Origin of the sequence: Pseudomonas sp. SMV71 (genome assembly GCF_052042015.1) — a bacterium.
In the GTDB taxonomy this organism is placed as follows: domain Bacteria; phylum Pseudomonadota; class Gammaproteobacteria; order Pseudomonadales; family Pseudomonadaceae; genus Aquipseudomonas.
On record NZ_JBKGGU010000012.1, the window covers coordinates 12,734 to 36,313 of the forward strand.

The 23,580-nt window shown below is 65.5% G+C and carries 28 protein-coding genes; 14 read left to right on the forward strand and 14 right to left on the reverse strand.

From position 1 onward, the window contains the following. Positions 1–22: 22 nt before the first annotated feature. The 10 genes from sctI (at position 23) to ACLEJQ_RS14015 (ending at position 6,487) form a co-directional block, all read left to right on the forward strand. Positions 23–397 (forward strand): type III secretion system inner rod subunit SctI, encoded by a 375-nt coding sequence (gene sctI / locus ACLEJQ_RS13970; protein ID WP_440795874.1) that lies wholly within the window; start codon positions 23–25, stop codon positions 395–397. A 14-nt stretch (positions 398–411) separates the two neighbouring features. Then, positions 412–1,296 (forward strand): type III secretion system inner membrane ring lipoprotein SctJ, encoded by an 885-nt coding sequence (gene sctJ / locus ACLEJQ_RS13975; protein WP_440795876.1) that lies wholly within the window; start codon positions 412–414, stop codon positions 1,294–1,296. Positions 1,297–1,445: 149 nt separating this feature from the next. After that, positions 1,446–1,886 (forward strand): type III secretion protein, encoded by a 441-nt coding sequence (locus ACLEJQ_RS13980; RefSeq protein ID WP_440795878.1) that lies wholly within the window; start codon positions 1,446–1,448, stop codon positions 1,884–1,886. Next, on the forward strand, positions 1,864–2,445 hold the full coding sequence (gene sctL, locus ACLEJQ_RS13985) for a type III secretion system stator protein SctL (RefSeq protein ID WP_440795880.1): 582 nt from the start codon (positions 1,864–1,866) through the stop codon (positions 2,443–2,445). The genes ACLEJQ_RS13980 and sctL overlap by 23 nt, the downstream gene beginning before the upstream one ends. A gap of 205 nt (positions 2,446–2,650) precedes the next feature. Further along, positions 2,651–2,875 carry a type III secretion protein gene (locus ACLEJQ_RS13990; protein WP_042731296.1) on the forward strand — a complete coding sequence of 75 codons (225 nt, stop codon included), beginning with the start codon at positions 2,651–2,653 and terminating at the stop codon, positions 2,873–2,875. Continuing rightward, positions 2,862–3,299 (forward strand): type III secretion system chaperone, encoded by a 438-nt coding sequence (locus ACLEJQ_RS13995; protein ID WP_440795882.1) that lies wholly within the window; start codon positions 2,862–2,864, stop codon positions 3,297–3,299. The genes ACLEJQ_RS13990 and ACLEJQ_RS13995 overlap by 14 nt, the downstream gene beginning before the upstream one ends. Beyond that, a complete protein-coding gene (sctC, locus tag ACLEJQ_RS14000) occupies positions 3,292–5,439 on the forward strand; it encodes a type III secretion system outer membrane ring subunit SctC (RefSeq protein ID WP_440795884.1) in 2,148 nt (715 codons plus the stop codon). Before ACLEJQ_RS13995 ends, sctC begins: the two co-directional genes overlap by 8 nt. Then, the gene (gene hrpT, locus ACLEJQ_RS14005; RefSeq protein ID WP_440795886.1) at positions 5,436–5,645 is read left to right on the forward strand and encodes an HrpT family type III secretion system protein; all 210 of its coding nucleotides are present in this window, start codon (positions 5,436–5,438) and stop codon (positions 5,643–5,645) included. Before sctC ends, hrpT begins: the two co-directional genes overlap by 4 nt. A gap of 6 nt (positions 5,646–5,651) precedes the next feature. Beyond that, positions 5,652–6,029: a transcriptional regulator gene (locus ACLEJQ_RS14010; protein WP_440795888.1), complete on the forward strand. Its 378-nt coding sequence runs from the start codon at positions 5,652–5,654 to the stop codon at positions 6,027–6,029. 8 nt (positions 6,030–6,037) lie between these two features. Further along, the gene (locus ACLEJQ_RS14015; RefSeq protein WP_440795890.1) at positions 6,038–6,487 is read left to right on the forward strand and encodes a type III secretion system chaperone; all 450 of its coding nucleotides are present in this window, start codon (positions 6,038–6,040) and stop codon (positions 6,485–6,487) included. Between the two features lie 57 nt (positions 6,488–6,544). Here the strand turns inward: ACLEJQ_RS14015 and ACLEJQ_RS14020 are convergent, their stop codons facing one another. From ACLEJQ_RS14020 to sctW, 12 genes are all read right to left on the reverse strand, one after another. Continuing rightward, a complete protein-coding gene (locus ACLEJQ_RS14020) occupies positions 6,545–6,751 on the reverse strand; it encodes a hypothetical protein (protein ID WP_440795892.1) in 207 nt (68 codons plus the stop codon). Between the two features lie 443 nt (positions 6,752–7,194). Further along, positions 7,195–8,295, reverse strand: a complete 1,101-nt coding sequence (gene sctU / locus ACLEJQ_RS14025; protein WP_440795894.1) for a type III secretion system export apparatus subunit SctU — start codon at positions 8,293–8,295, stop codon at positions 7,195–7,197. 12 nt (positions 8,296–8,307) lie between these two features. Next, positions 8,308–9,105 (reverse strand): type III secretion system export apparatus subunit SctT, encoded by a 798-nt coding sequence (gene sctT, locus ACLEJQ_RS14030; RefSeq protein ID WP_440795895.1) that lies wholly within the window; start codon positions 9,103–9,105, stop codon positions 8,308–8,310. Continuing rightward, positions 9,105–9,359 carry a type III secretion system export apparatus subunit SctS gene (sctS, locus tag ACLEJQ_RS14035; protein WP_042731017.1) on the reverse strand — a complete coding sequence of 85 codons (255 nt, stop codon included), beginning with the start codon at positions 9,357–9,359 and terminating at the stop codon, positions 9,105–9,107. The genes sctT and sctS overlap by 1 nt, the downstream gene beginning before the upstream one ends. 9 nt (positions 9,360–9,368) lie before the next feature. Beyond that, complete coding sequence (gene sctR, locus ACLEJQ_RS14040) at positions 9,369–10,022, reverse strand: type III secretion system export apparatus subunit SctR (RefSeq protein WP_440795898.1); 654 nt, start codon at positions 10,020–10,022, stop codon at positions 9,369–9,371. Then, positions 10,019–11,131, reverse strand: coding sequence for a FliM/FliN family flagellar motor switch protein (locus ACLEJQ_RS14045; protein ID WP_440795900.1), 1,113 nt, complete (start codon positions 11,129–11,131; stop codon positions 10,019–10,021). The genes sctR and ACLEJQ_RS14045 overlap by 4 nt, the downstream gene beginning before the upstream one ends. 1 nt (position 11,132) lies before the next feature. Next, on the reverse strand, positions 11,133–11,696 hold the full coding sequence (locus ACLEJQ_RS14050) for a type III secretion protein (protein WP_440795902.1): 564 nt from the start codon (positions 11,694–11,696) through the stop codon (positions 11,133–11,135). After that, entirely contained in the window at positions 11,689–12,108 is a 420-nt protein-coding gene (locus ACLEJQ_RS14055; protein WP_440795904.1) for a hypothetical protein, read from the reverse strand. Before ACLEJQ_RS14055 ends, ACLEJQ_RS14050 begins: the two co-directional genes overlap by 8 nt. Continuing rightward, positions 12,095–13,453 (reverse strand): FliI/YscN family ATPase, encoded by a 1,359-nt coding sequence (locus ACLEJQ_RS14060; RefSeq protein ID WP_440796177.1) that lies wholly within the window; start codon positions 13,451–13,453, stop codon positions 12,095–12,097. The genes ACLEJQ_RS14055 and ACLEJQ_RS14060 overlap by 14 nt, the downstream gene beginning before the upstream one ends. Then, positions 13,453–14,346, reverse strand: coding sequence for an FHA domain-containing protein (locus tag ACLEJQ_RS14065; protein WP_440795905.1), 894 nt, complete (start codon positions 14,344–14,346; stop codon positions 13,453–13,455). Before ACLEJQ_RS14065 ends, ACLEJQ_RS14060 begins: the two co-directional genes overlap by 1 nt. A gap of 125 nt (positions 14,347–14,471) precedes the next feature. Then, positions 14,472–16,559, reverse strand: a complete 2,088-nt coding sequence (gene sctV, locus ACLEJQ_RS14070) for a type III secretion system export apparatus subunit SctV (RefSeq protein ID WP_440795907.1) — start codon at positions 16,557–16,559, stop codon at positions 14,472–14,474. Beyond that, positions 16,556–17,692, reverse strand: coding sequence for a type III secretion system gatekeeper subunit SctW (sctW, locus tag ACLEJQ_RS14075; protein ID WP_440795909.1), 1,137 nt, complete (start codon positions 17,690–17,692; stop codon positions 16,556–16,558). The genes sctV and sctW overlap by 4 nt, the downstream gene beginning before the upstream one ends. Before the next feature lie 307 nt (positions 17,693–17,999). Between sctW and ACLEJQ_RS14080 the strand changes: the two genes are divergently transcribed. Beyond that, positions 18,000–18,536, forward strand: a complete 537-nt coding sequence (locus tag ACLEJQ_RS14080; protein ID WP_440795911.1) for an RNA polymerase sigma factor — start codon at positions 18,000–18,002, stop codon at positions 18,534–18,536. After that, a complete protein-coding gene (locus ACLEJQ_RS14085; RefSeq protein ID WP_440795913.1) occupies positions 18,533–19,123 on the forward strand; it encodes an N-acetyltransferase family protein in 591 nt (196 codons plus the stop codon). Before ACLEJQ_RS14080 ends, ACLEJQ_RS14085 begins: the two co-directional genes overlap by 4 nt. A 49-nt stretch (positions 19,124–19,172) precedes the next feature. On the opposite strand, the gene ACLEJQ_RS14090 is transcribed toward ACLEJQ_RS14085, so the two are convergent. Next, positions 19,173–20,447, reverse strand: a complete 1,275-nt coding sequence (locus tag ACLEJQ_RS14090) for a cytochrome P450 family protein (RefSeq protein WP_440795915.1) — start codon at positions 20,445–20,447, stop codon at positions 19,173–19,175. 144 nt (positions 20,448–20,591) lie between these two features. On the opposite strand from ACLEJQ_RS14090, the gene ACLEJQ_RS14095 reads away from it, so the two are divergent. After that, positions 20,592–21,749, forward strand: coding sequence for a serine hydrolase domain-containing protein (locus ACLEJQ_RS14095; protein WP_440795917.1), 1,158 nt, complete (start codon positions 20,592–20,594; stop codon positions 21,747–21,749). Positions 21,750–21,795: 46 nt separating this feature from the next. Here ACLEJQ_RS14095 and ACLEJQ_RS14100 read toward each other — a convergent pair whose 3' ends face one another. Continuing rightward, positions 21,796–22,920, reverse strand: coding sequence for a transglycosylase SLT domain-containing protein (locus ACLEJQ_RS14100; RefSeq protein WP_440795919.1), 1,125 nt, complete (start codon positions 22,918–22,920; stop codon positions 21,796–21,798). Between the two features lie 164 nt (positions 22,921–23,084). Between ACLEJQ_RS14100 and ACLEJQ_RS14105 the strand changes: the two genes are divergently transcribed. Next, complete coding sequence (locus tag ACLEJQ_RS14105; protein WP_440795921.1) at positions 23,085–23,576, forward strand: CesT family type III secretion system chaperone; 492 nt, start codon at positions 23,085–23,087, stop codon at positions 23,574–23,576. Positions 23,577–23,580 lie beyond the last annotated feature (4 nt).

The window sequence follows — 23,580 nt, forward strand, 5'->3', positions numbered from 1 at the left end:
TTCTCACAGAATGGAGAAGCCCATGGAACTACAAGCCATCGATGCCAGCCAACTGGCCTCTTCCACGGCCAAGACGGGCGCCAAGCCCCAGGCCAGCGCCGAGACCAGCGACGTCAGCTGGTTCAACGCCCAAATGCGCGAGAAGCCGCCGGCGCCGGACACTGAAAACAACGTCGCGGCACGCATCATCGATTCGCTGTCGAGCCGCTCCGGCGAACTGCAGCGCCTGGACGAGCGGGCCAACCGCGACATGCTCAAGGCCATTCGCACTGCCGATCCGCAAGACATGTTGCAGTCGAACCGGTCCTTATCGTCGTTCCACCTGGAAAGCCTGATGACCGCGAAACTGGTCAGCAAAGGCTCCCAGGCGATCGAGAAGCTTACTAACCTTCAGTAAAGGAAATGCCGGCCATGTTCATGCGCGCATGCTCAACGCTGTTACTTTGCCTGCTGCTCACGGCCTGCGAGGAGCGGTCGGCGCTGCACAGCCGTCTGTCCGAGCAGGATGCCAACGAAGTGATCGCGGAGCTGGCGGACAAGAACATCGAGGCGAGCAAGCAAGTCGACAAGGACGGCATGACCGTCCTGGTCGAGCCCGCCGACATGAACAGCGCCGTCCACGTACTCGAAGCCGCCGGCCTGCCCCGGCGCTCACGTTCCAGCCTGGGGGATATCTTTCGCAAGGAAGGGGTCATTTCCACACCGCTGGAAGAACGCGCTCGCTACATCTACGCGTTGTCCCAGGAACTGGAATCGACCCTGTCTCAGATAGACGGCGTGGTGCTTGCTCGGGTCCATGTGGTGCTGCCGGAACGGGTCGCGCCCGGCGAACCGGTGCAACCGGCATCGGCCTCGGTGTTCATCAAGCACACCGGGGCGCTGGATCCCGACAGCATCACGCCACGGGTGCGTAACCTGATCGCCAGCGGGATCCCCGGCATGGCCGACGCGGCCCACAATGCGAGCAAGTTGTCAGTGGTCTTCGTGCCCACCGTGCCGTACCAGGAGCGGCGTAAAATGGCGCACTTCGGACCGTTCGTCATGCAAGCCGAAGAGGTCGCCTACTGGCGAACGGTCACTGTGGTGGCGGGCATCCTTTTGCTGAGCATCCTGCTGGGCGCCGGCTATGGTCTCTACCGGTTGTGGCGCAAGGGCGCCCTGACGCTGCCGCGCTTTCTCCAACAGAAGCTCGCCCGGCCGGACGCCCCCGCCGCGCCACCGGGCAACGCAGCGGCGCCGTTGTTCGCGGTCAAGACGCCGGGCGCCGGCGCCCCTGACAAAGGGTCCGCCGCATGAACCCCGCGCTGGAGTGGGTTCACTGGTGGCACCACGCCTGGCGCCAGGCGGCCCCCGGATGGCAGCCGCCGGGTCTTGAGCGGCTGGACGCGCCACGCCTCGACGCCCTCGCCCGCGGACACCACGCCGCGCTGGCCAGGCGCTTCGGCATGACGCCTGGCACGCCACCTAGGCCGAGCCCGGCGGTGCAGACCCTGCTTTGCGCGCCGACCGCGCTGGCCCTGGCCTGTGAACTGGTGGCGGCCACCTGTTCACCGTTGACGGCAGCCCCGACACTGTCGGCGCAGGACCGCGCCTGGTGCGAACGCACGGCCAAGGCACTGCGCCCCGGCCACTGGCTCGAACCGGAGCAGGATCCGCTCGCGCTGCTGCGGGCCTGGCTCGGCGAGCCGACCTGGCAGCGGGCGCGCCTGGCGTTCCCACGGGCAAGAATCATGGCCGTCGAGCGCAGCACCACACCCCGACCGCCCGCGGCCAGGCTCGACACGCTCTGGCAGTCCGCCTGCTGGAAAGCCGGGCAAAGCCTGGCGCTCCCCACCTCTACCGCCTACGACACGGAGATGCACGATGCTCGCCCGGCGCTCGCTTGAACTACGTCCCGAAGGCCAGGGCTTGCTACAGCCTTATATCGCTCGCGAAACCCTGGCCGACTGCGCCCGTGCGCAACGTGTCATCGAACGCGCCAGGGAGCAGGCCGCGCAATTGCTCGAACAGGCCAATGAAGTGGCCGAGGCGAAGGTACTGCAAGCCCAGGCTCGATTCTGGGACAAGGCCGACGCTCTGCTCAGCACATGGGAGGCGCAACGCCAGGCGATGTGGGAACAGATCGAAAGCAGCGCTGCACGGCTGGTCAACGAAGCCTTGCGCACGCTTCTGGACGAGGTGCCCGAACCTGCGCGCATCGATGCGCTCGTGCGCCAGTTGGCCTCAGGGCAGCGCGATCCGAGCGATGCCACCCTGTACTGTCATCCCGAGGACCTGGCGAGCCTGACCCGCAGCCTCGGCAATACCGCCCCACAACCCTGGACACCGGTGGCCGATGCCGGCATGGAGCGTCACCAGGTGAAACTGCAAACCCCTGGCGGTACATTCCAGCTCGACTGGCCCGGCGCCGTGCAAGCGCTGCGAGTGCCAGAGCCCCAACCATAAAGAAACACAACCATAAAACCAGCCCCTACCTGTGGGAGCAAAGCTTGCTCGCGATCGCGGCAGACCTGCCGACATCGCATCCGGCGGTCACGGCCTGATCGCGAGCAAGCCTTGCTCCCACAATCTTTCTGTTCTCCTCGCGGAACCGCCACGGGCGTAACCACCACTCACCGGGTGAACACGCCCAAGCCCGGAGGAACCGTTTATGTCTTCTATCGATGCCCTGCAGCGCCGCCTCGACACCTACTTCCAGCGCGCCACCGACAACGTCAACAACGCGGCAATGAATGCTGCACAGAGCCAGTCCCTGGACGACATGCACACCTTCCTCACCAGCATGAACGGCATGTCGGTCGCGGTAACGGCGGCCACCCAGCAGACCACGGCCCACCACAACCTCGCCAAGGCGATCATCGATGCAATGCCATGAGCTGCGCGCACAGCTCATCCGCTGGAGCGCCGGTGCCGACGAACCCGCGCCTTTCACCCTGGTCATCGACGACGGCGACGTCACCTTCGACAAACTCGAAGGTGCGCTGCTGCTGTCGGTCGAGCTACCCGCCTGCGTGTCCAACGAGGCGGCCCTGGAAGAAGTGCTCCGGCTGGCCCACCCGAGTCTTTCGCGCTTCCCCGGAGCCCTGGCGCGCTCTGGCGACGATGCCCGGTTATGGCTGATGGCGCAGTTGGCTCCGGACGGACACGTCGACGACTTGATCGAATTACTCGAAGCGCTGCTCAACCAGCGCGACACCTGGCAATCGATTCTGCAAAAAGCCCCACGTGGTGCGGCAGCGCCCGTGGCGCGACGGCCCTCGCACACTCATTTCCTCGGCACAGGACTCCGACATGCCTAACCAGTGGTTTATGCCGTACCGCTTGATGACCGAAGGCAACGCTCGTCTTCGCCAGTTGATCGCGCAGCGCTGGGCGACGCCCTCGCTGATCGCCCTGATGATGGCCGGCTCGCTTGGCCTGGCAGCACCAACCCAGGCGGCCGTGCCCACCGATTGGAAAAACACCCCTTATGCCTATGACGCCCAGGCCACGCCGCTGACCAAGGTACTCGATGACTTCGCCAATACCTTCGGCGTGCAACTGGTGATCGACGGCACCGTCAAGGGCACGGTGGAAGGCCGGATGCGTGCGGAAAGCCCCCAGGCGTTCCTCGACAGGCTCGGGTTGGAGAATCGCTTCCAGTGGTTCGTGTACGGCAGCAGCCTGTATGTCAGCCCGTTGCAGAACCAGCGCTCCAAGCGCCTGGAAGTGTCCGCCGATGCCGTACCGGACATGAAACAGGCGCTGACCGATATCGGCCTGCTGGACCCGCGCTTTGGCTGGGGCGAATTGCCCGACGAAGGCGTGGTGCTGATCACCGGCCCAGAACGCTACGTGCGTCTGGTGACGCAATTCGCCAAGGCGCGCAAGACTCCCGAGGAGAAACAGGAAGTCATCAGCTTCCCGCTGCGCTACGCCACCGCAGCCGACCGCAACATCAAATACCGCGGCGACACCTTGGTCATCCCCGGCGTCGCCAGCATCCTGCGCGGCCTGCTGGAGAACCGTGGCTCGACTTCCGGCGCGGCACCCACGGCCCTGCCCCAAGCGTCGTTCCAGAACATGCAGGGCAACCAATCGATGGCCATGGGCAATATCGAACAACTGGCCTTCAACGGCATGGGACGCCCGAACACTACCCGCGTGCAGCCCGGCGATAGCGGCGGTGGAAGCCGCGGCAAGATCCGCGTCGAGGCCGATGTGCGCAACAACGCGGTGCTCATCTACGACGCCCCCAAGCGACGGGAAATCTACACCCCACTGATCCGCGACGTGGACGTGCCGCGCAAGCTGGTGGAAATCGACGCGATCATCCTGGACATCGACCGGACCCAACTGGCCGAGCTGGCCTCCAACTGGAACGTCGAGAGCGGCGACCTGATCGGTGGCGCCTCGATGCTGCGTCCCGGTGCCAGCTCGACGGTATTCATCCAGGACTACGGCGACTTTTCCGCGCAGTTGCGCGCCCTGGAAGGCCGCGGCCTGGCCTCGGTGGTTGCCAACCCCTCGGTCCTGACCCTGGAGAACCAGCCGGCGGTCATCGACTTCAGCCGCACCGAATACCTCTCCGCCATCGGCGAGCGCGTGGCCAACATCGAACCCATCACCGCCGGCACCAGCCTGCAAGTGGTGCCGCATGCCATCGAGACCGGCGGGCACAAGCAGATCCAGATGGCCCTGGACATCGAAGACGGCCGTATCGAACCTTCGGAAGTGGGCCAGCAGACGCCCAGCGTGCGCCGCGGGGTGGTCAGCACCCAGGCGGTGATGGGCGAAAGCCGCTCACTGGTGGTGGGCGGGTTCCACACCGAGGAAACCGGCGACAACCTGGAGCGGGTGCCTTGGCTGGGGCGCATCCCACTGGTGGGGCCGCTGCTGTTTTCGTCGACGACCCGCCAGACCAGTCGCCGGGAGCGGGTGTTCATCCTGACGCCACGCCTGATCGGCGACCAGGTCGACCCGGCCCGCTACATCTCGACCCTCGACCGCGAACAGGTCGACAGCGCCATGGCGCGCGTGGAAGAGCGGCGCAACGGCAAGCGCCCGGTCGGACGCCTGGAGGTCAGCGACGTGCTCGCCCGCCTGGCCGACGGCAACATTCCGGCTTCGTTCAAACAGGCCGATTCGATTCCCTATTCCCCCGAGACGCTTTGCGCCTTGCAGCCCGGACTGACACTGGATGCCTCGCGCGCGCAGTGGTTCGCCGGCCCCGACTACGGCATCGCCGTGGGCGTGGTGCGCAACGACGGCCAGCGGCGGCTGCGCTTCGATGAAGCGAGCTGCGGCAGCCGCTGGACGCTGGCGGCCTCTGCCTGGCCGAAAGTGTGGCTGGAACCCGGCGAGGAAACCGAAGTGTTCGTGGTCATGAACCAGCCCGCTCGCGTGCCGGGTGGCGAACGCCCCTCCCTATTGCAAACCACCGCGAGGATGACCCCATGAGTCGCACACCGCTGCTGCTCGCCGTACTCCTGAGCCTGCCGGTATTCGCCGGCTGCGCAAGCCGCTCGGGCTGCCAGGCCGGTTCCTGCGAACGGGCCGAGCCCGACCACGCGCGAATCGTCGTCTGGTGGTCGCCCGGCATGCGTGGCGGCCTCGGCTCCCCCGAACACCCTCTCGACCACAGCGTCGTCCCTCTGGAGGACTGAATCGGCATGTCTTTCTCGGTGCACAGCGCAAACACTCGCCAAGCTTTTCAAAAGAACATCATCGCCGGCATTGCGACGTATTGGGAAATCGCCCCCGGCATCGAGTTCGGCTTGAGACGCGAGCCTCACAGCGTGGGTCTCGCGCTACAAGTACAAAGCCAGGTGCTACGCGCCAACCAGATCCAGCAGGCGCTCGAACGGCGCTTCGCCAATCCGTTGGAATACGCTCAACTGTTCGTGTTCCTCGACCCACAGCGAGCGCTCGTGGTGTGGCAGGCGCTGCCGGATTCCTCCATCACATCTGAATTGCTCGACGAGATCCAGTCCCGACAGCTGTCGCTGCTGGGCCTGGAAGACCTCGATGATCGTCCAGCCACCTACTGAGGTTCATCATGACCGCCGCACCGCTCGCCCAACGTTTGATCTCGGCCCTCGCCGATCATCTGCACGCGGACCTGCAACTGGAGCAAGGCGTATGTGCGCTCTACGACAAGAGCCACCGCGAAGCGGTGGTCATCGAGTTGCCCGAGCACAGCGACATGGCCATTCTCCACTGTGCGATCGAGGTGACGGCCCACGCCCCGGGCCTGCACAAGCGCCTGCTGGAACTCAACTTTCGCCTGGACCTGCTCGGCGGCAGTTGGCTGGCCCTGGACGACAAAGCCTGTGTTCGCCTGTGTGCCCACAGCGCGTTGTCGGCGCTGGACGAAACCCGGTTCTGTCACTGGGTGGTGGGCTTCGTCGCTCAGGTCAACGAGGTACGCCCGCGCATCCTCGACCTGGCCAAGCCTGGCGAACCCCGCCCGACGTCGCTGGCCATGGGCCGCACCCGGCTGGGCTGATCCACCCCGTCGAGCCCCACCAGGCAGGCCTGGCGGGGCCGTGGGCCATGCCAGGTTTCAACGCAGTTTCATCGCTTCACCACCCTCCTGCATGACCTTCCTGGCGCTGTCCAGGAAGCCCTTGGTGACCTCTGTCACCGTGTCGCTCATCAGCTTGGTCATGTCCGCCGCGCTCTTGACCTGCAGCAGCGCCGCCTGGCGCTCCTCCATGCCCATCTGAAGTTCGAACTGACGCTCCATCAACTGGCGCTGACGGGTCTCCATATCCCGCAGCATCGTTTGCTCGGAAGTGGGTGGCGTCGGTGGCGGCGTCGCTTCATTCGTTTCGGGAGATGGCCGTGGTTGTGGAGGCTGGGACCTGGAACGGGGCGCGCGGGTTTCCTCCCGCGTGCGCGTTCGACCGCGCTGGTGTAGCGCCGGAGGCGTTGAGGACGAGCGCCCTCGCGCCTGCAGGCTCTGGCTGGTGCGGCGTTGCTGGGCCTCATGGGGCTGCTGGCTCAATGAGGACGAGTTGGACAGCAGATTGCTGTCGACCCCGCGCAAGGCGCCTGTGCGCCCGACAAGGCTTGGGTCATGGGGCATGGGAAATTCTCCAGTGGGTTGCTCATGGAGGGTGGCGAGCCATAGCGGCAAGCCGGCAGCGCCAGAACGAATCCGGCTCATCCCCTGAGTGGCAACGACCCGTGCATCGGTTCCCTTGCGTGGCGTCAGCGCCGGTTCAACTCCGGAATCTCGATCACTTCGGCCTTGGCCTCATCGTCCAGCTCCCGCAGCACCCGGTAAATGTGCGCCACCGCCTGGAGCGTCTCGCGGGGGATGAAACCGCCGACGTCCTCGCGGTAGATCGTCCGTGCCAGCCAGATGCACTGGATGACCGGGATCCGCGCCGCCTTGGCCCGCTCGATCAGCGCACGGGCCTCGGCATCGACACCTTTGACGATGAGCTGCGGCAGCGCCGTTTCCTCGGGCCGGTAGCGCAGCGCGACGGCAAAGTGGGTGGGGTTGACCACCAGCATGTCGGCGTCTTCCACCGGCTTGGCTTCCTTTTCGGCGGAAGGCCCGGCCAACTGCCGGGCCAGGTTGCGGCGATGCATCTTGACGTGCGGATCGCCCTCCATCTCTTTGAACTCCTTGCGCACCTCTTCCTCACTCATGCGCAGGCGCTTGGCGAAAAAGTACTTCTGTAGGCCGAAGTCGATGATTGCCAGCACCAGCAGCACCCCCAGACATGTGTGCATGATGTGCCGGAAAAGGCTGGCCAACCCGCGCCAGTAGGTTTGCAGATCGCTGTTGACCAGGCTGACCAACGCCCCGAGCGCAGGCATCGTGACCAGGTACAGCACGGCCGCGATGAACACCGCCTTGACCAGCCCCATGAACAGGTTGATCAGCGCCTGCCCGGAAAACATCTGCTGGGCCTGATTCATCGGGTTCAGACGATTCGGGTCAGGCGTCAGGGCCTCGGGGGAGAACAGAAAACCGAACTGTATCCAGCCGGCCACCAGCCGCGTGGCAATCGCCAGCCCTACGGTCATCAGGGTGAAACTGAGGAGCACGCTGCCGGCATGGGCCAGGGTTTCCTCGAAGGCCCGCGTGAAGTCGACATCCAGCCGATGCAGCGGGAAGGCCACCAGGTCTTGCAGCGCCGGCATGCTGTCGTCGGCCAGCGTCAGCGCCACTTCGGTGATCGCCGCCAGCACCAGCAGGCTGCTGAGGTCCTGGCTCTGGCCGACCTGGCCTCTTTTGCGTGCGTCGCGAATCTTCTTCGGCGTCGCGCTCTTGGTTTTTTCGCCACTGTCTTCGCTCATCGGGCCCCTCCTTCAGGGCGCCTGCAACAGCAGGTCGAGCAGGTGCCGGATCTCCCCATAACGGATGAGACGACCAGTCATCGCGTCCCACAACGTAGGCAGGTAGAACAGCAAGAAGCCCAGGCCGATCAGGCTCTTGGCCGGCATGGCGAGGACAAATACCTGCAATTGCGGGCTGTACAGGCTGAGCAGTGCCAGGCTGAATTCCACCAGCAACAGCAGGCCAATGAACGGCGCGGCGTAGAGCAGCATGTGCATGAACATCTCGGCGAGCAGGCCGAGGAACACGCCGAAGCCATCCGCGCCGGGCAACGGGAACCAGGTCGTAGGCGACCAGACCAGGTAACTGTCCCAGATCACCTGGGTCAGAGTGCCGATGCCCAGGGTAGCGACCAGCAGCAGGATGATCATCTCCTTGAACAGGTGGCCCAGCGGTGTGGTATCGGTGCCCAGGGCCGGGTTCAACTGGCCGCCGATGAGCGCACCGCGCTGGTTGTCCAGCAGGGCCCCCACCGACTCGTACAGCCAGAACGGCATCGCCAGCAACACCCCGAGCAAGAGGCCCAGGATCAGTTCCTTGACCATCAAGCCGCCCAGCGAAAGCCAGTTCACCTGGGCGTCGATCAGCGCCTGGCGGATGCCAGGCGCCGGCAACATGGCCAGGGCGAAGACGATGGCATGGCGTGGCAGGCCGCGCAGGTGCTGGAAGCAGAACACCGGCACCAGGTAGGCGACCGGGTAGATACGCGCCATGCCGAGCGCCACCGACAACAGCAGGTCGAAATAGGGCAGGAACGCCGAGGCCGCCATCAGGTGTTGGCCATCATTTCAAAGGCCCGGCGCAGCAATCCCATCAGTTCCCCGCCCACCCAGCGCCCAGTCACTAGCAGGGTCAGCCCCACCGCTACCAGCTTGATGCCGAACGGCAACGTCTGGTCCTGGATCTGCATCAGGGCCTGCACCAGCGAAGTCAGTACCCCCACCAACACCGCCACGATCAAGGGCGGCGCGGACAGCAGGACCACCAGCAACATGCCTTCCTTGAACAGCGTCATCGCGTCCATCACAGGTCCTCACAGGTAGGAATAGAAGAGGCTGTCCAGGAGCTGCGTCCAACCCTGGGCAAGCACGAAGACCAGCAACTTGAGCGGCAGCGAAATGGTCATGGGCGCCACCATCTGCATGCCGAGCGCCAGCAGCAGGTTGGACACGATCAGGTCGATGACGATGAACGGGATGTAGATCAAAAAGCCCATCTGGAAGCCGGCTTCCAGCTCCGACAGCATGAACGCCGGGATCAACAGCATCAGGTCGTCGCGACTGGCCTGCTCGGCGCGTTCCTTGGGCCACATGCGCTGGGTGTTCTCGAGCAGGTGGGTGAGGATGTCCGGGTTGGTGTTGCGCGCCATGAACGTTTGCAGCGGCTTGATCGCATTCAGCGCCGAGCCCTGCAACGCCTCGGTGTTGCTGAAGTCCAGCGGCCGCTCTTTCAGCGCTTCGGCGACGTTGTGGCCCACCGGCGCCATGATGAACAGCGTCGCGGCGAGCGCGATGGCATACAGCGCCATGTTCGGCGGCACTTGCTGCACGCCGATGGCGTTACGGGTAATGGTCAGCACAATGGCGATCTTGAGGAACGCGCTGCAGATGATCAGCAGCAGCGGAACCAGGGATATCCCGCCGATGAACAGCGCCAGCAGAAAGGGGTCGACCCCCTGGAAGCTCATCCAGCCACATCCACGCGGACGATCTGCAAGCCCAGCCGGCCATCGACCTCCACCAGCTCGCCATGGGCCACGGGCCGCTCGCCATAGAATAAGGCCCCCGCCCCCGCCGCGACGCCCTGCACTTGCAGCACGGCACCGGGGGCCAGATTGCGCAGCTCACCCAGGGTCAGATGCAGGTGACCGCAACGGACCGTGAGCGCCAGCGGCAGGTCGTCGAAACGTTCAGGACGATCGACGGCCGCCTGTGGCGCAGCCGGTGCGTCCTCGGCGTCGGCTTCGGTAGCGGCCTGATCCAAAGAGGCCGGGTCGAACGCCTCGGGGTCTTGGTCGTCGGCGGCGTAGCGAGCGGTGTCGTCCCATTCGGGCGTCAGGATGTCGGTGTCGGCGGTGCTGCTCATATCGGTCTCCTCAAGCGCGAGTACGGTCAGGTGCAACGGTGCGGCGTGGCTGTGCACCTGCACATGTAGGCAATGCCGACCCAGGCGAACCAGGCCTTGGCCGGATGAATCGAACAGGTGTGTCTCGGGTACCACCACGTCACCGGGGCGCAGGGCGGCGAGCTGTCCGGTGACCAGGGCCAGGTGTCCGACCAGCAGCGGTACACGAAAGCCGAAGTGCTCGATCCAGGGCGCGGCCCGCCGCTGCCAGGGTGCGGCATCGAGCAGGCCCAGCAGGGTCTGGCCGGGGATTTCCAGATGGCTGACCACGCTTGCCGATCCCAAGCGCACGTCGAGTCGACAGGCAATGCCGCTGACCTCGGTCGCGACCTGCGGTTTGAGAAAGCCGAAGGCTTGGCGCAGAGGTTCGCTCAAAACCTGGTGGAACAATGACCAGAACCACTCGTCATCCGGTCCCGGCTCGGCGGGCAACGCCACCGGGCATTCACCGAACAGGCTCAGCGCCGGGCCGGGCTCGCCCAGAACAAAGGCCCCGTGGGCACACTCGAACGCAGCGGGCGTCGTGCCCGTGGGACCGTTGCCCAGGCTCAGCGTCAGCAACCCCGCCTCGCCTGCCACGTCGAACGGCAACTCGACGCCAGCCCCCAGCCGTTGGCGGGCGACGGCTTCTTCAGCGCTGACCGATGGCAGCGGCAGTGCAAATGCACCCATGTCAGTCGTCCTCCTCTACGCGTGCCACGTGCACGCTGACCGGTTGTCCCAGGCTCTGCGTCAAGGCGTCCTCAAGTTGGCCGCTTCGGCTCGACAGGCGTGCCTGTACTTCATCGCTTTCGCCACTCAGGCCGATGTCCCAACCGGGACCACTGTCCAGTCGCCGTGCCAGCACCTTGATTCGCCCCAGGTGCGGCAGGTGCAGCAACAGGTCCAATTGCCGGTCCTGAGTGGCACACAAGCGTGGCGTGAGCTGATCGACAAACGCCTCCACATCGCTGCCCTCCAGGCCCACCAGGCCCGACAGCGATCCAGCTCCGGCGGTGTCCTGCTGTAAGCCGCCCTCCGGCGCATCCACCCACTGGCGGAACCAGTAGCCGTCGCTGCGACCGACCATGGCCTCGGGATCGCGATCGGAGGCGGGCGTGCAATCGCGCAGCACCGAGCGTGTCGTCCGGCTCGCCTGGGCCGGTGGTGGTTCGTACCCACGCAGCGGGTGGCGAACCAACGGGCTCGGCGGCTCGTGCCGAGGTAACGGTTCATGGCGTACGGGACGTTCATTCATCGCAAGACTCCTGCGCCAGGCGCTCCATCAACGCCTTGAGCTTTTCCAGGTCGCGGCGGCGTCCGCGCAGGCGCTGCTGTGCCGCTTCCGTGTCCTGTGCCTGGCGGGCCTGGGCCGCGTCCAGCGCCTGCAAGCCCTGGGCTTGCTCGGCCAGCTCGCCCATCAGACGGCGTTCTTGGGTACTCCAGGCATTCAGCTCGACCACGCTCAGCGCTCGCCCCCGATGTTCGTCGCACAGGGCCGCGCGTTGCACTGCCTGGCGCTCGCTGGCCGCCTGCAATTGCGCCCGTGCGGCTGCCGCCTCGGCTTCGCGTTCACGCAGCAAGTCACGGGCCTGGCGCCACGCCCGCTCGGCCTGCGCTTCACGATGACGACGCACCGGCGCCAGGGCATCCAGATCAGCCTGGGACATAGGCGGTCAACTGTTGCAGGTGGGCGAGGGTCGACGGCATTGGCTCCGGCTCGCGCAGGTCCTGGCGCAGGAACCCGTCCAGCGCCCCGCGTGACTCCACGGCCAGGTCGGTCAGCGGGTCGGCGCCGGCCTGGTACTCGCCCAGGCGCAGCATCAGTTCGATCTGGTCGTAGGCCGACAACAACCGACGCAGGTTGACGCCCGCCCGCAGGTGTTCCGCCTCGGCCACATTGGCCAGGGTCCGCGACAGGCTCGCCAGCACGTCGATGGCCGGGTAGTGCCCGCGCTCGGCCAGCTTGCGCGACAGGACGATGTGGCCGTCGAGCAACGAGCGCACTTCGTCGGCCACCGGATCGTTCATTGAGTCCTGCTCGATCAGCACGGTGTACAACGCGGTGATGGCGCCATCGTGGGTCAGCCCGGCGCGTTCGACCAGGCGCGGCAGCAGGCTGTAGACCGACGGCGGCAGGCCGCCGCGCCCCAACGGCTCACCGGCGGCCAGGCCGATTTCACGCTGGGCCCGGGCAAAGCGGGTCAGCGAATCGATCAGCAACAGGACGCGCTGGCCGTCGGCCCGAAAGCCTTCGGCCAGTGCCGTCGCGGTGAAGGCTGCGCGGGCGCGCTCCATGCTGGAGCGGTCGGATGTGGCGCACACCAGCACCGCACGGGCCCGGAGTTCGTCGTCGAGTTCGTGGTCGAGGAACTCGCGCAGTTCGCGTCCACGCTCGCCAATCAGGCCGAACACGATCACGTCGCAATCGACGTTGCGGGCGATCTCCGCCAGCAGCGTGGTCTTGCCGCAACCGGCACCGGCGAACAACCCCACGCGCTGGCCTTCGCCGAGGGTCAGGGGCCCGTCGATGGCCCGTACGCCGGTGGTCAGGGCATGCTGGATGCGGGGCCGGGCGGTGGGTGGCGGGGCTTCGCCAATCACCACCGAAGCGTTCGGCACGGACGCATCGGCAAACGCACCGACGCCGCCGTCCACCAGCGGCCGACCGAACCCGTCCAGCACCTGGCCGAGCAACTGTGGCCCCACGTGCACCCGATGCGGCATGCCCAACGGTTCCACGGTGGCACCGACGCGCACGCCTTCCAGGCCACCCAACGCACTGAGTAAGGCATCGTGCTGGTCGAAGCCGACGATCTCGGCGAGCAATGGCTCGCGCCCATCGCGCTCGACGCGGCAGAGATCGCCGATCTGCGCCCCAGGCAGCCGGCATTGCAACAGGATGCCATTGACCCGTTGCACCCGTCCGCGCACCGCGACCGGCGCGAACCGCTGCAGACGCGCTCGCTGGGTGCTTTCCCAGGCTTGCAGGCGTGCAGCCGCCGCATGGGTCATCACCAGGTGACCTCGTAGCGCTGATCACCCTCGAAGGTCACTTTGTCGTTGCCGATAGCAGTCAGGCGCAAGCCATCGATCTGATCGCCGAGAAACAACCGACGGCCGTCGGACGTAACGACATGGCCGCGCTTGCCACCGACGATCTGGGCAATCTGGAACGGCAACTGCGTCAAACGTTCCTGCACGTTGGCGGTGACCGGGACCGGGGTTTCGTAGCGTTCGTTGAAACGTTCGACCAGGCGCTCGACCACCGCCAGGCGCTGGCGCGGCAGCTCGCCCACCAGCGCCAGGCGATCGTCTCGGGACTCGACTTGCACCTGCGCCGCCAGGTCACGCTCCTGCAGCATGCGATCCAGCTCCAGGCGCACCGCCGCGACATTATCCAGCGTCACCTTGCTGCGCTTGAGCGCCTGGGCCGGGCCGGGCGCCACGGGCTGCGCCGGCTGGCTGGTAAAGGCCCAGGCACTGGACGCCACGGTGATCACGGCGGCAGCAATGGCCAGGCGCCTGGGCCACGACGGTCGGGCCGCCGATTTCGGATTGTCCGGGCCGCCTGTCGCAGACGCAGGGTTTTGCAGCGTCGCCTCCTGCGGCCACGGCTGGTCGGCCGGTGCGAGGCACAGCCAGATACCGGCGACGACAAAAGGCGCGTTGATCGCCAACGGCTCCGTTGGCGCCCAGGGTTGGCCCTGTGCATCGCATACCGCGCCATCCAGCAGCTCCAGTCGCCACTGTTCTTCGATCCGGCCCAGGCGTACGTGCCGGGCGCAGATGCCTGGATCGTAGAGCGCCAGGTCAGCATCCTCCGCCGCCCCGACGACCCACTCATCGCCCACCAATGGCAAGGCCGCACCCCGGTGCAGACCACTCAATACCCGCAACTCGAACATGGCCAACTCCTCAAGGGGCGACATCGTTCGCCCTCACCTGTCGTGGGCGGGACACCCGCAGGCTCCCACCCGTGTTATGTGCAATGCGTGCAAGCGCCCCGCCACGCCGCCGAAGCCGGCTGTGCTCAGGCGGCAGCCTCTACCCGCAGTTGTTCCTGCTCGAGATCGAAGCGGCCCAGCACGTTGACCTGGGCGTTGCTGTTCAACTCGCTATAGGCGAGCACCGGCACGTGGTTGAACTCGTCGCGCAACAGATCGCGCAACGGTGCGCGCAGATCCTGGGCCACCAACAGCACCGCCACGCGCTTGGCACGCAGCGGAAAGCCTTCGCGCAACTGCAAGACCAGCGCTCGGGTGTGCCCGCTTTCCAGGGCAAAGAAGGTTTCCGTCTGGGTCTGGCGCAGCGCATCGCGCAGCAGCGTTTCGGTCTCCGGAGTCAGCAGCCAGGCATGCAAACCCTCGGCGTCGCGGTACTGGTGATAAATCTGCGACTTCAGGGCGATGCGTGCGTAGTCAGTCAGGGCGCCGACGTCCCGTTCGTGCTGCCCGTGCTCGATCAACGACTCGGCGATCAACCGCACCGCCCGCAGCGGGACCCCTTCCCCGGCCAGGCGTTGCAGCACCGCCGCGAACCGCGCCAACGGCATGGTCCGCTGCAACTCCTGCACAAGCTCCGGCTGGCCGGCTTCGAGCCAACTGAGGATCGACTTGCTTTCCTGCAGGCCAAGGAACTGCGGACCGGTGGCGAACATCGCACGGCTCATGCGCTCCACCAGCAGCTCGGTGGCGGACACCGCCTCCACCCGCTCGTCCGCCAGTAGCGGGTCGTCTGGCAACAGCCACAACCACTGTTGCTCGTCACGCACCTCGCTGCCGACCTGCGCCTCGCGCGGTTCGAAAGGCAAGGGCCCGCGCGCCACCGCCACACGCTCGCCGAAGGTGGCGCGCAACATCGGCACCTCATGCACACAGAAGCGACATTCGTCGTCTTCGAGCAGCGTGCTGTATTCGATTTCAAAGGGCGGCAATGTCAGGCCAAAGCCGGCCACCAGCCCGTTGCGCTTCTTGCGGATGGTCTGGATGGCGTCTTCGGTGGCCGGGTGTCCCTGCATCGCCTTGGAAAACTGCAAGAGATAGGCGCGGGTCGGGTCGAAGCTGCGCAGGTCTTCCGCACCGTTCTGTTCGGGGGACAACGCCGTCGGTGCCTGATCGCCTTGCCGTGTCTGCCGTGCGCGGGCATACAACTGGACGATCCCGGCCGTGCCGGTGATCAGGGCGATGACGATGAACACCAACGTCGGCATACCGGGCAGCGCGGCGAAGCCCAGCATCCCCACCGAGGCGATCACCCAGGCCTTGGGTTCGGCGGTCAACTGGCTGGCGATTTCCTTGCCGACGCTGCTTCCGGCCGGCTGCCCTTCCGGGGATACCCGCGTAATGATCATGCCAGCGGTAAGGGAAATCAGCAGTGCAGGAATTTGCGCAATGAGACCGTCGCCGATGGTCAGTACGGAATACAAGTGCATCGATTCGGAGGCGCCCATGTCGTGCTGCATCATGCCCACCGAGAAACCACCAATGAGGTTGATCACGACGATCACCAAACCGGCGATGGCGTCGCCCTTGACGAACTTCATCGCCCCGTCCATCGCCCCGAACAATTGGCTTTCCTTGTTCAGCTCTTCTCGGCGGCGACGGGCTTCGCTGACATCGATCAGGTTGGCACGCAAGTCACTGTCGATGGACATCTGCTTGCCCGGCAGCGCGTCCAGGGTGAAGCGCGCCGCCACCTCGGCGACACGCTCGGAGCCCTTGGTGATCACCAGGAAGTTGACCACCGTCAGGATCATGAAGATGACCAACCCGACGGCCAGGTTGCCGCCGACCACAAAGTTACCGAACGCCTGGACGATATGCCCGGCATCGCCCTGGAGCAGGATCAACCGAGTGGTCGCTACCGACAGCGCCAGGCGGAACAGCGTGGTCAGCAGCAACACCGCCGGGAACGAAGAAAAGGCCAACGGACGAGGCAGATACAGCGAGAGCACAATCAGCAGGCAGGAAATGCAGATGTTGACCGCGATCAGCGCGTCGACCACCGAGGTCGGCAGCGGCAGGATCAACATGAACACGATGCCCAGCACCACGAACGCGCCGGCCACCTCAATGCGCCGCACCGCTGCGCCGGCGACTTTGTTCAACAGGGCGATCATGCGTGCACTCCTATGATCGGTGCGCCGGTCTGCCCGCGAATCTCGCCACGGGAGCGCTCATCCAGCAGCACCAGCAGATTTTTCAACGCACTCTGCCGGCTCTTGCCATCGCGCCAGAGCGCCAGCGGCAAACGCTTGAGCATCGAATACAGACCGTTCAGGGAAACCAGTTGGTCGCGCTCCTCATCGCCGCCGAGTTCACGTCCGATGCGGCGCACTTCGGCCGCCGACAAACCACTGGCCGCCACCCCGAGCATGCGCTGGAGCAACAGCACCGCAGTGAGCTGGCTGGTCGGGCAACTGCCGGCCAACTGCTCCAGCAACTGCCGACAGCTATGCAGCACGCTGCTGAGCTGGGTCGAAGCAGCCAGGCCGATCAGCAGCGCACGCAGCTTGGCGGTGGGGCTCGACGGGGTCTGTGCGGCGATGTCGTCTGCCAGGGCCCGGCGCATCATGTCCAGCCCCGACACGAACGCGGCCTCGCCGAACAGGCCGAGCAGCGCCTGCATCATGGTCGGCAGCGACTGCTTGAGCACCACGGTGTCGTAGTAGAGGCGACGCACCGCCTGGCGCAGCTGCGGATCACCGCCTGCCGCGCGCAGCGCCTCGGCGATGTTCATACCGGCCTGGATCTGCGCGCCATACTGTTCGCGCAACAATTGCAGGTAATCACGGGCCCGCTTGGCTTCGACCTGCCGACCCTGGGATTCGGCCTCGCGCAACACTTCTTGCAGGATCAGGTCGGTACGGGCCGGGTCCCCACCGGTGGCGTGCACCACGTCCTCGAGCGCCGGCTGGCTGTAGAGCAAGGTCCCGGCCTGGGCCGCCATCGCACTCAGGCTTTGCTTGCCGGGATGACCGAGTTGGTCGTACCACTCTTCCAATCGCTCACGCGTCTCGACTCGCGTCTGGCCGACCTCGCTGCGCGCGTTACGAATGCGTCGCTGGCTCAAGGCCTTGCTGTTGCGCTCCACGTGATGGCTGAAGGTCATGCCCACTTCTTCCATCGAATTGGACTGCACGGCCTGTTGCGTTTCGACAGGCTTGCCCACGCTCCCCAACGCCGAAGCGGCCTGGGCGAGATTGACGGCAATGCGCATGTTTGTCGGTGCTTCTACTTTCATGATGACCATGAGGCGTGGTTTCGGACGCTCAATGGGTGGCTGCGGTCCGCTCTTCGGTTCCATCCCTTCACAAGCTCTTTTTCGACGTCTCCAAAAGGTCGCGGCATCGCGCTTTTACACCGGGCCAGGCGGTGCAAATTATTGCAGTGGCGCCCGGGTCGGCTGTGCACGGGCCTGCACAGATAGAGTCACCGCTCTAATTGAAAAACTATAATTTTCAATGAGATAGGCATTAGAAATGGTTTGGCACAGGTCCTGCTGATAGGGGTTGTCGACATCCGATCGACGCTAAGCATCTTTTCAGAGGGATTCATTGATGAGCAGTCTGAACCTCGTGTCACCCCCGAAAACCTCCTCGCCAGGCATGACATTCGGCGAGGAGCGCAAACTGCGTCTGTTCGTACAAAAACGTGTACTCAACCAGGACGACGCCGACGACCTCATCCAACTCACCTATCTGGAAGCCTGGCGTAACCAGGAGAAATTCAAAGGACTGGCCAAGCCGGACACCTGGCTCTGCGGGATTGCCCTGAACCTGATCCGCAACCATTTCCGCCGCTACTACGCACAGCCGCCGCTGAGCACGTTCGATGAGAGCGAGTTTCATGAATCCAGTGACGACATCGACCTCAGCGAGCTGTGCGACAACCGTCGGCTGCTGGACCGCACGCTGTCGGCGATGGATGCGCTGCCCAAGGACATGCGCGAGACCTTGTGGACCGCCGTGGACACCGAGAGCAGCTATCGCGACGCCGCCGAACGCCTGGGCGTGCCCATCGGGACCGTGCGTTCGCGCCTGTTCCGCGCCCGAGAGCAACTCAAGCGAAGCGTTTATGGAGAAGCCCGATCATGACCACCAATCGCTTGAACAGCCGATCCGACCTGCCCCGTGGGGTACGTCGCTACACGCCCGACGACCTGCCGGTAATGACCGATATCTTCAACGAAAGCGCTCTGGGGGGCACCAGTTCCCCTGTGCTCAGAGCGTTTTCCCTGAAGGAAATGACGTTCTTCGTCGACTGCTTCGTCAAGGAAGGCGACCCGATATACGTGCTGGAACGCGCAGGCGAAGTGGTCGCCTGGCTGATCGTCAACCGCTTCAGTTGGGGCGCCCAGGCCTGCCGGTTGACCGGCGAGGTGTCGATCTATGTGCGCCACGACCATGTGGGCAGCGGCGTCGGCATTCGCCTCGGCCAGGCCGCCGTGGTGTTGGCCCGACGCTATGGCTTCGAAACGCTGGTGGCCTGGATCATCGAGCATAACGAGGCCAGCAAACGCGGCGTGCAAGGCTTGGGCGCGACGCAATGGGGGCGGTTTCCGGGCATTGCCCGGTTCGCCGACTCGCGGGCCGATGTGGTCCTCTACGGGCTGCACCTGACACCGGATGTTTCGGCCCCCGCCACCGCGCATGTGCAGGAGGCGCACGTGGCGCTGGCGTAACCTCACGGCTCGCCCAACCAGTGTGTCGGGCGAGCCCTTCCTGCCATCGTCAGTCCACCGACCAGCGCACCGGCAAGGCTTGCGGCCCCCTGAAGTTGGGGACATAACGCCAGCGCACGGCCTCGGGCGCCACCGCCAGTTGCAGCCCCGGACAGCGCCTGAGCAAGGTGTTCAATGCGATTTCCAGTTCCTGCCGCGCCAGCGAGGCCCCCAGGCAATGGTGCGTGCCTTTGCCGAACGACAGGTGCGGGCAAGCCGGGCGGGTGATGTCCAGGGTGTCGGGATGAGGGCACAGCGCTTCGTCACGGTTGGCCGACCCCACCACCGCCATCAATAACTGGCCGCGCTGCAAGCGTTGCCCCGCCAACTCGGTGTCCTGGGTCACGAAGCGGACCATGGCCCGTTCCACCGACGAGTCATAGCGCAGCAATTCCTCGACGGCATTGGGCATCAGGCCCGGCTCGTCGCGCAATTGCATCAGCGCCTGGGGATGCTGCACGAGCAGGTACACCGCATTGCCGATCATCGACGCCGCCGTTTCGTGCCCGGCGATGATTAGCAGCGCGATCATGCTGCACAGCTCGCTGGTGCTGAGTACGTTGCCCTCTTCCTCGACCTGCACCAGCGCAGACACCAGGTCGTCGGTCGGCTGCGCCCGGCGCTGCTCGATCAAGGTCAGCATGTAGGTCGCGAACTCGCTGTAGCAGCGCTGCAACTCGCTCAAATCGTGCCCGACCTGCTGGACAATCAAGTGGGACCAGCGGCGGAAATCATCCCGGTCCCGGGCGGGCACGCCGAGCAATTCGGCGATGACGATGATCGACAAGGGAAACGCGTACTGGCTCACCACGTCCATGTGCCCGCCTGGCCCGGCCTGGTCCAGCAGCGTCTCGGCGATCTGCTCGATGCGCGGGCGCATGGCATTGACCGCCTTGAGCGTGAACGCCTTGTTCACCAGACGACGCAAGCGGCGGTGGCGCTCGCCGTCGCGGTTGAGCATGTGGTCGTTGAGAAACGCGATGGACTGCTCGCCGCCCATCATCGCCGCGAACTGCGGGCTGATCCGGGCCGGGTCACGGGCGAAGCGCTCGCTGTCCAACAACACCGTCTCGACTTCCCGGGCCCCGGTGACGTACCAGATCGGCAACTGCCCTTGCGGCTGGCTGAGAAACACCGGCGCGACCTCGCGCAGCGTCGCATAGTGCTGGTAAGCCAAGCGGCGAAAGGCATCGCTGTTGAAATCGAGGCTGTCGGGATCGACCCAGTTGGTATCGACGCGGTTGGAATCGACGCGGTTGGAATCAAGGGTACGCTCGTACGCCATGGACATGCTCCAGAAACAGGATCGTTGACCCTGAGTGGCCTGGCGTGCAGAAAAGATCCATCACCAGGCGCCTGGGCAAACGGCTGAACCGTTTGCATCGCCGCGCTCACTCAGGAGGGACCTTTTCTCTTTTCTGGAGCTGACATGACGCGCACACCCGTAGTCCATGGCCATTGCGATCCTCGCTTCGAACCGGTCAGGGCGGCCTTCATCCAACTGATGCAAAGCCCCTTCGAACGCGGCGCCGCCCTGTGCATGCAGATCGACGGCGACACGGTGATCGATCTCTGGGCCGGCATGGCCGGGCCCGAACCGGATCGCCATTGGCAACACGACACCCTGCTCAACCTGTTCTCCTGCACCAAGCCCTTCACGGCGGTGGCGATCATGCAACTGGTGGGCGAAGGCCGCCTGGACCTGGACGCCCCGCTCTGCCAGCACTGGCCGGCCTTCGCCGATGCAGGCAAGGCCTCGATCACCTTGCGTCAGGTGCTGTGCCACCGAGCCGGGCTACCGGCGCTGCGCACGCCGTTGGCGCCGGAAACGCTGTACGACTGGGACACCATGGCGCAGCTGATTGCCGGGGAACAGCCCTGGGCCGGCGCCGGCGAACGGCAGACCTATTCGCCCTTGCTGTTCGGCTGGATCCTGGGTGAACTGCTGCGTCGGGTAGACGGCCTGCCTCCCGCCCAGAGCATTTGTCGCCGGGTGGCCGCGCCACTGGGGCTGGACTTCCACCTGGGCCTGGACGACGCGACCATGGCACGCTGTGCCTACATGGCGCGGACCAAGGAGGAGATCGACGACGAAGCCTTCGGGCGGGTGCTCCAGGACGTGCTCACCGCACCGACGGCGATGAGTGCGCTGGCCTTCGCCAACCCGCCGATGGTGCTCGGGCGCAGCAACGAACCCGGCTGGAAGCGCATGACCCAACCGGCCGCCAATGGGCACGGCAACGCACGCAGCCTGGCGACGTTCTACGCCGGCCTGCTCGACGGACGCTTGCTGGAATCGCCGCTGCTCAATGAAATGCTGCGTGAACACAGTGCCGAATACGACCCGACGCTCCAGACGCCGGCGCGCTTCGGCCTGGGCATCATGCTCGACCAGCCGAACGTGGCGAATGGCAGCTATGGCATGGGCGCCGACGCGTTCGGCCACATGGGTGCGGGCGGCACCGTCGGTTTCGCCGACCCGGAGCGCGGCGTGTCGTTCGGCTTCGCGTGCAATACGATCGGTTCCTACGTGCTGATGGACCCGCGCGGCCGGCACCTGGCCAACGTCGCGACGAGCTGCTTGTAGCTCACCCGACCAGCGCTGCGCCCCGCCCCACGGGGCGAGCGTTGGCTCACGCCCCTGGCGGCACGTTGGCCTCCGCGACCTGCGTTCCCGCTACATCGGACTCAGGCACGGCGACTCGCGGCTCTTCACTACCTGGCACCCGGGGCTGCGCTGCCCTGGCGATCATGTCCGGCTGCGCGCTCAGTCGGCGCGAGGCCGCCATGGGCATCAACAAGCGCCCACTGGCACGCCCTCGTCCGGCCGGGTTGAGCATGCGCAACTCGCGCTCATGCACACCGGACAACACCGCCAGGTGCGCCAGGTCCACGGGCTGCTCCAGGGCGAGCATCTGGAAGTACGGCTGGTCGGCGATGGGCACCAGGTCGACGCCATAGTCCGCCGGCGCATTGACCAACTGCGACAACGCCAGCAACCGCGGTACGTAATTCTGGGTCTCGCCGGGCAGCGACAGGTTCCAATAATTGGTCGCCAGGCCGCGAGCCCGGTTACGCGTGATGGCGTCGCGCACGCGTCCCTCCCCGGCGTTGTAGGCGGCCAGTGCCAGCAGCCAGTCGCCGTCGAAGTAGTCATGCAGGTAAGACAGGTAATCCAGGGCGGCGCGGGTGGAGGATGGAATATCGCGGCGCTCGTCATAGTCGGCGCGCTGCTGCAACTGATAACGGCGCCCCGTGGCCGGGACGAACTGCCACAGGCCCATGGCCTGGGCCGGCGATTGCGCGTTCGGGTTGAAGCCGCTCTCGATGGCCGGCAACAGCGCCAGCTCCAACGGCATGTTGCGCTTGCTCAACTCGCCGACGATGAAATGCAGATAGCGGCTGCCGGCGCGCCCGGTCTGGGTGAGAAACGCGGGGCGGTCCATCAGCCAGCGGCGCTGTTCGTCGATGCGCGCCACACCGCGCGCCTTGGCCTGCAACGAAAATCCCTGGCGCATACGCGCCCATAGGCTGCCGTCGCCTTGGGGAGACAGTTCTTCGATCTGAACGATCGTGTCTGTAGGCGCCGGCGTGCGCCAGCGCAACTGCGACCGATAGGGCTCGTTGGCGAACGGGTCGCCGATGGTCAGCTGCGGTTCGAGGTGCTGGCAGCCGTACAGCAAGGAGCCCACGACCAACATGGACAGGCCCCGGGGGACGAAGCGAAGGACCGGCGAACGTGAAAGTGAACGGGACATGGGCGGTCAACCTTGAATGAGGTGGCGCCAATGGGTGGCCGATCCCTGCCCGGCGGTTCCCATCCGGGCGGCATGACAGCGCCCCGTGGAACCGAAATGCCACCGGTGTCACTCACGAGGGCAGCAGGCGCTCGTCGCGCCTGGATGACAATGCGAGGTCAATCATGGCGTCACCCACCTATTGCAAGCTGATCGATCAGCTCTGTGCCCTCACGATGATTCCCACCCCGTCCGCGTTCTATGAACAGGCGAACCTGTCGGTGAAGGAGGTCGACTTTTCCCTCAAGCACACCCCCAGCGTGGGCGAAGGCGACGTGTTCATCTACGCCAGCTTCGGAGCGCTGCCAACCGCCAATCGCGAAGCCGTCCTGCAACGGCTGCTGGAAACCAACCTCTACCTGCTGAGCGGGCCGTTCTGCCCGTCCCTGTCCTACAACCGCGACAGCGAGCTGGTGATCCTGATCGGCCACGTGCCCCTGGAAAACCTCACCGCCGAACACTTGCTGGGACTGATGGGCGGTATCGCCGACATGGCGCTGATCTGGCGAGAAGGTTACTTCTTCGACGGCCCCGTCACGGGGCGCGACGCCAAGCCTGCCCAGGCGCCAAACCCCATCAAGCGGCACTCAGGACTCAACAACGCCTTTTCACTCTAGGAGA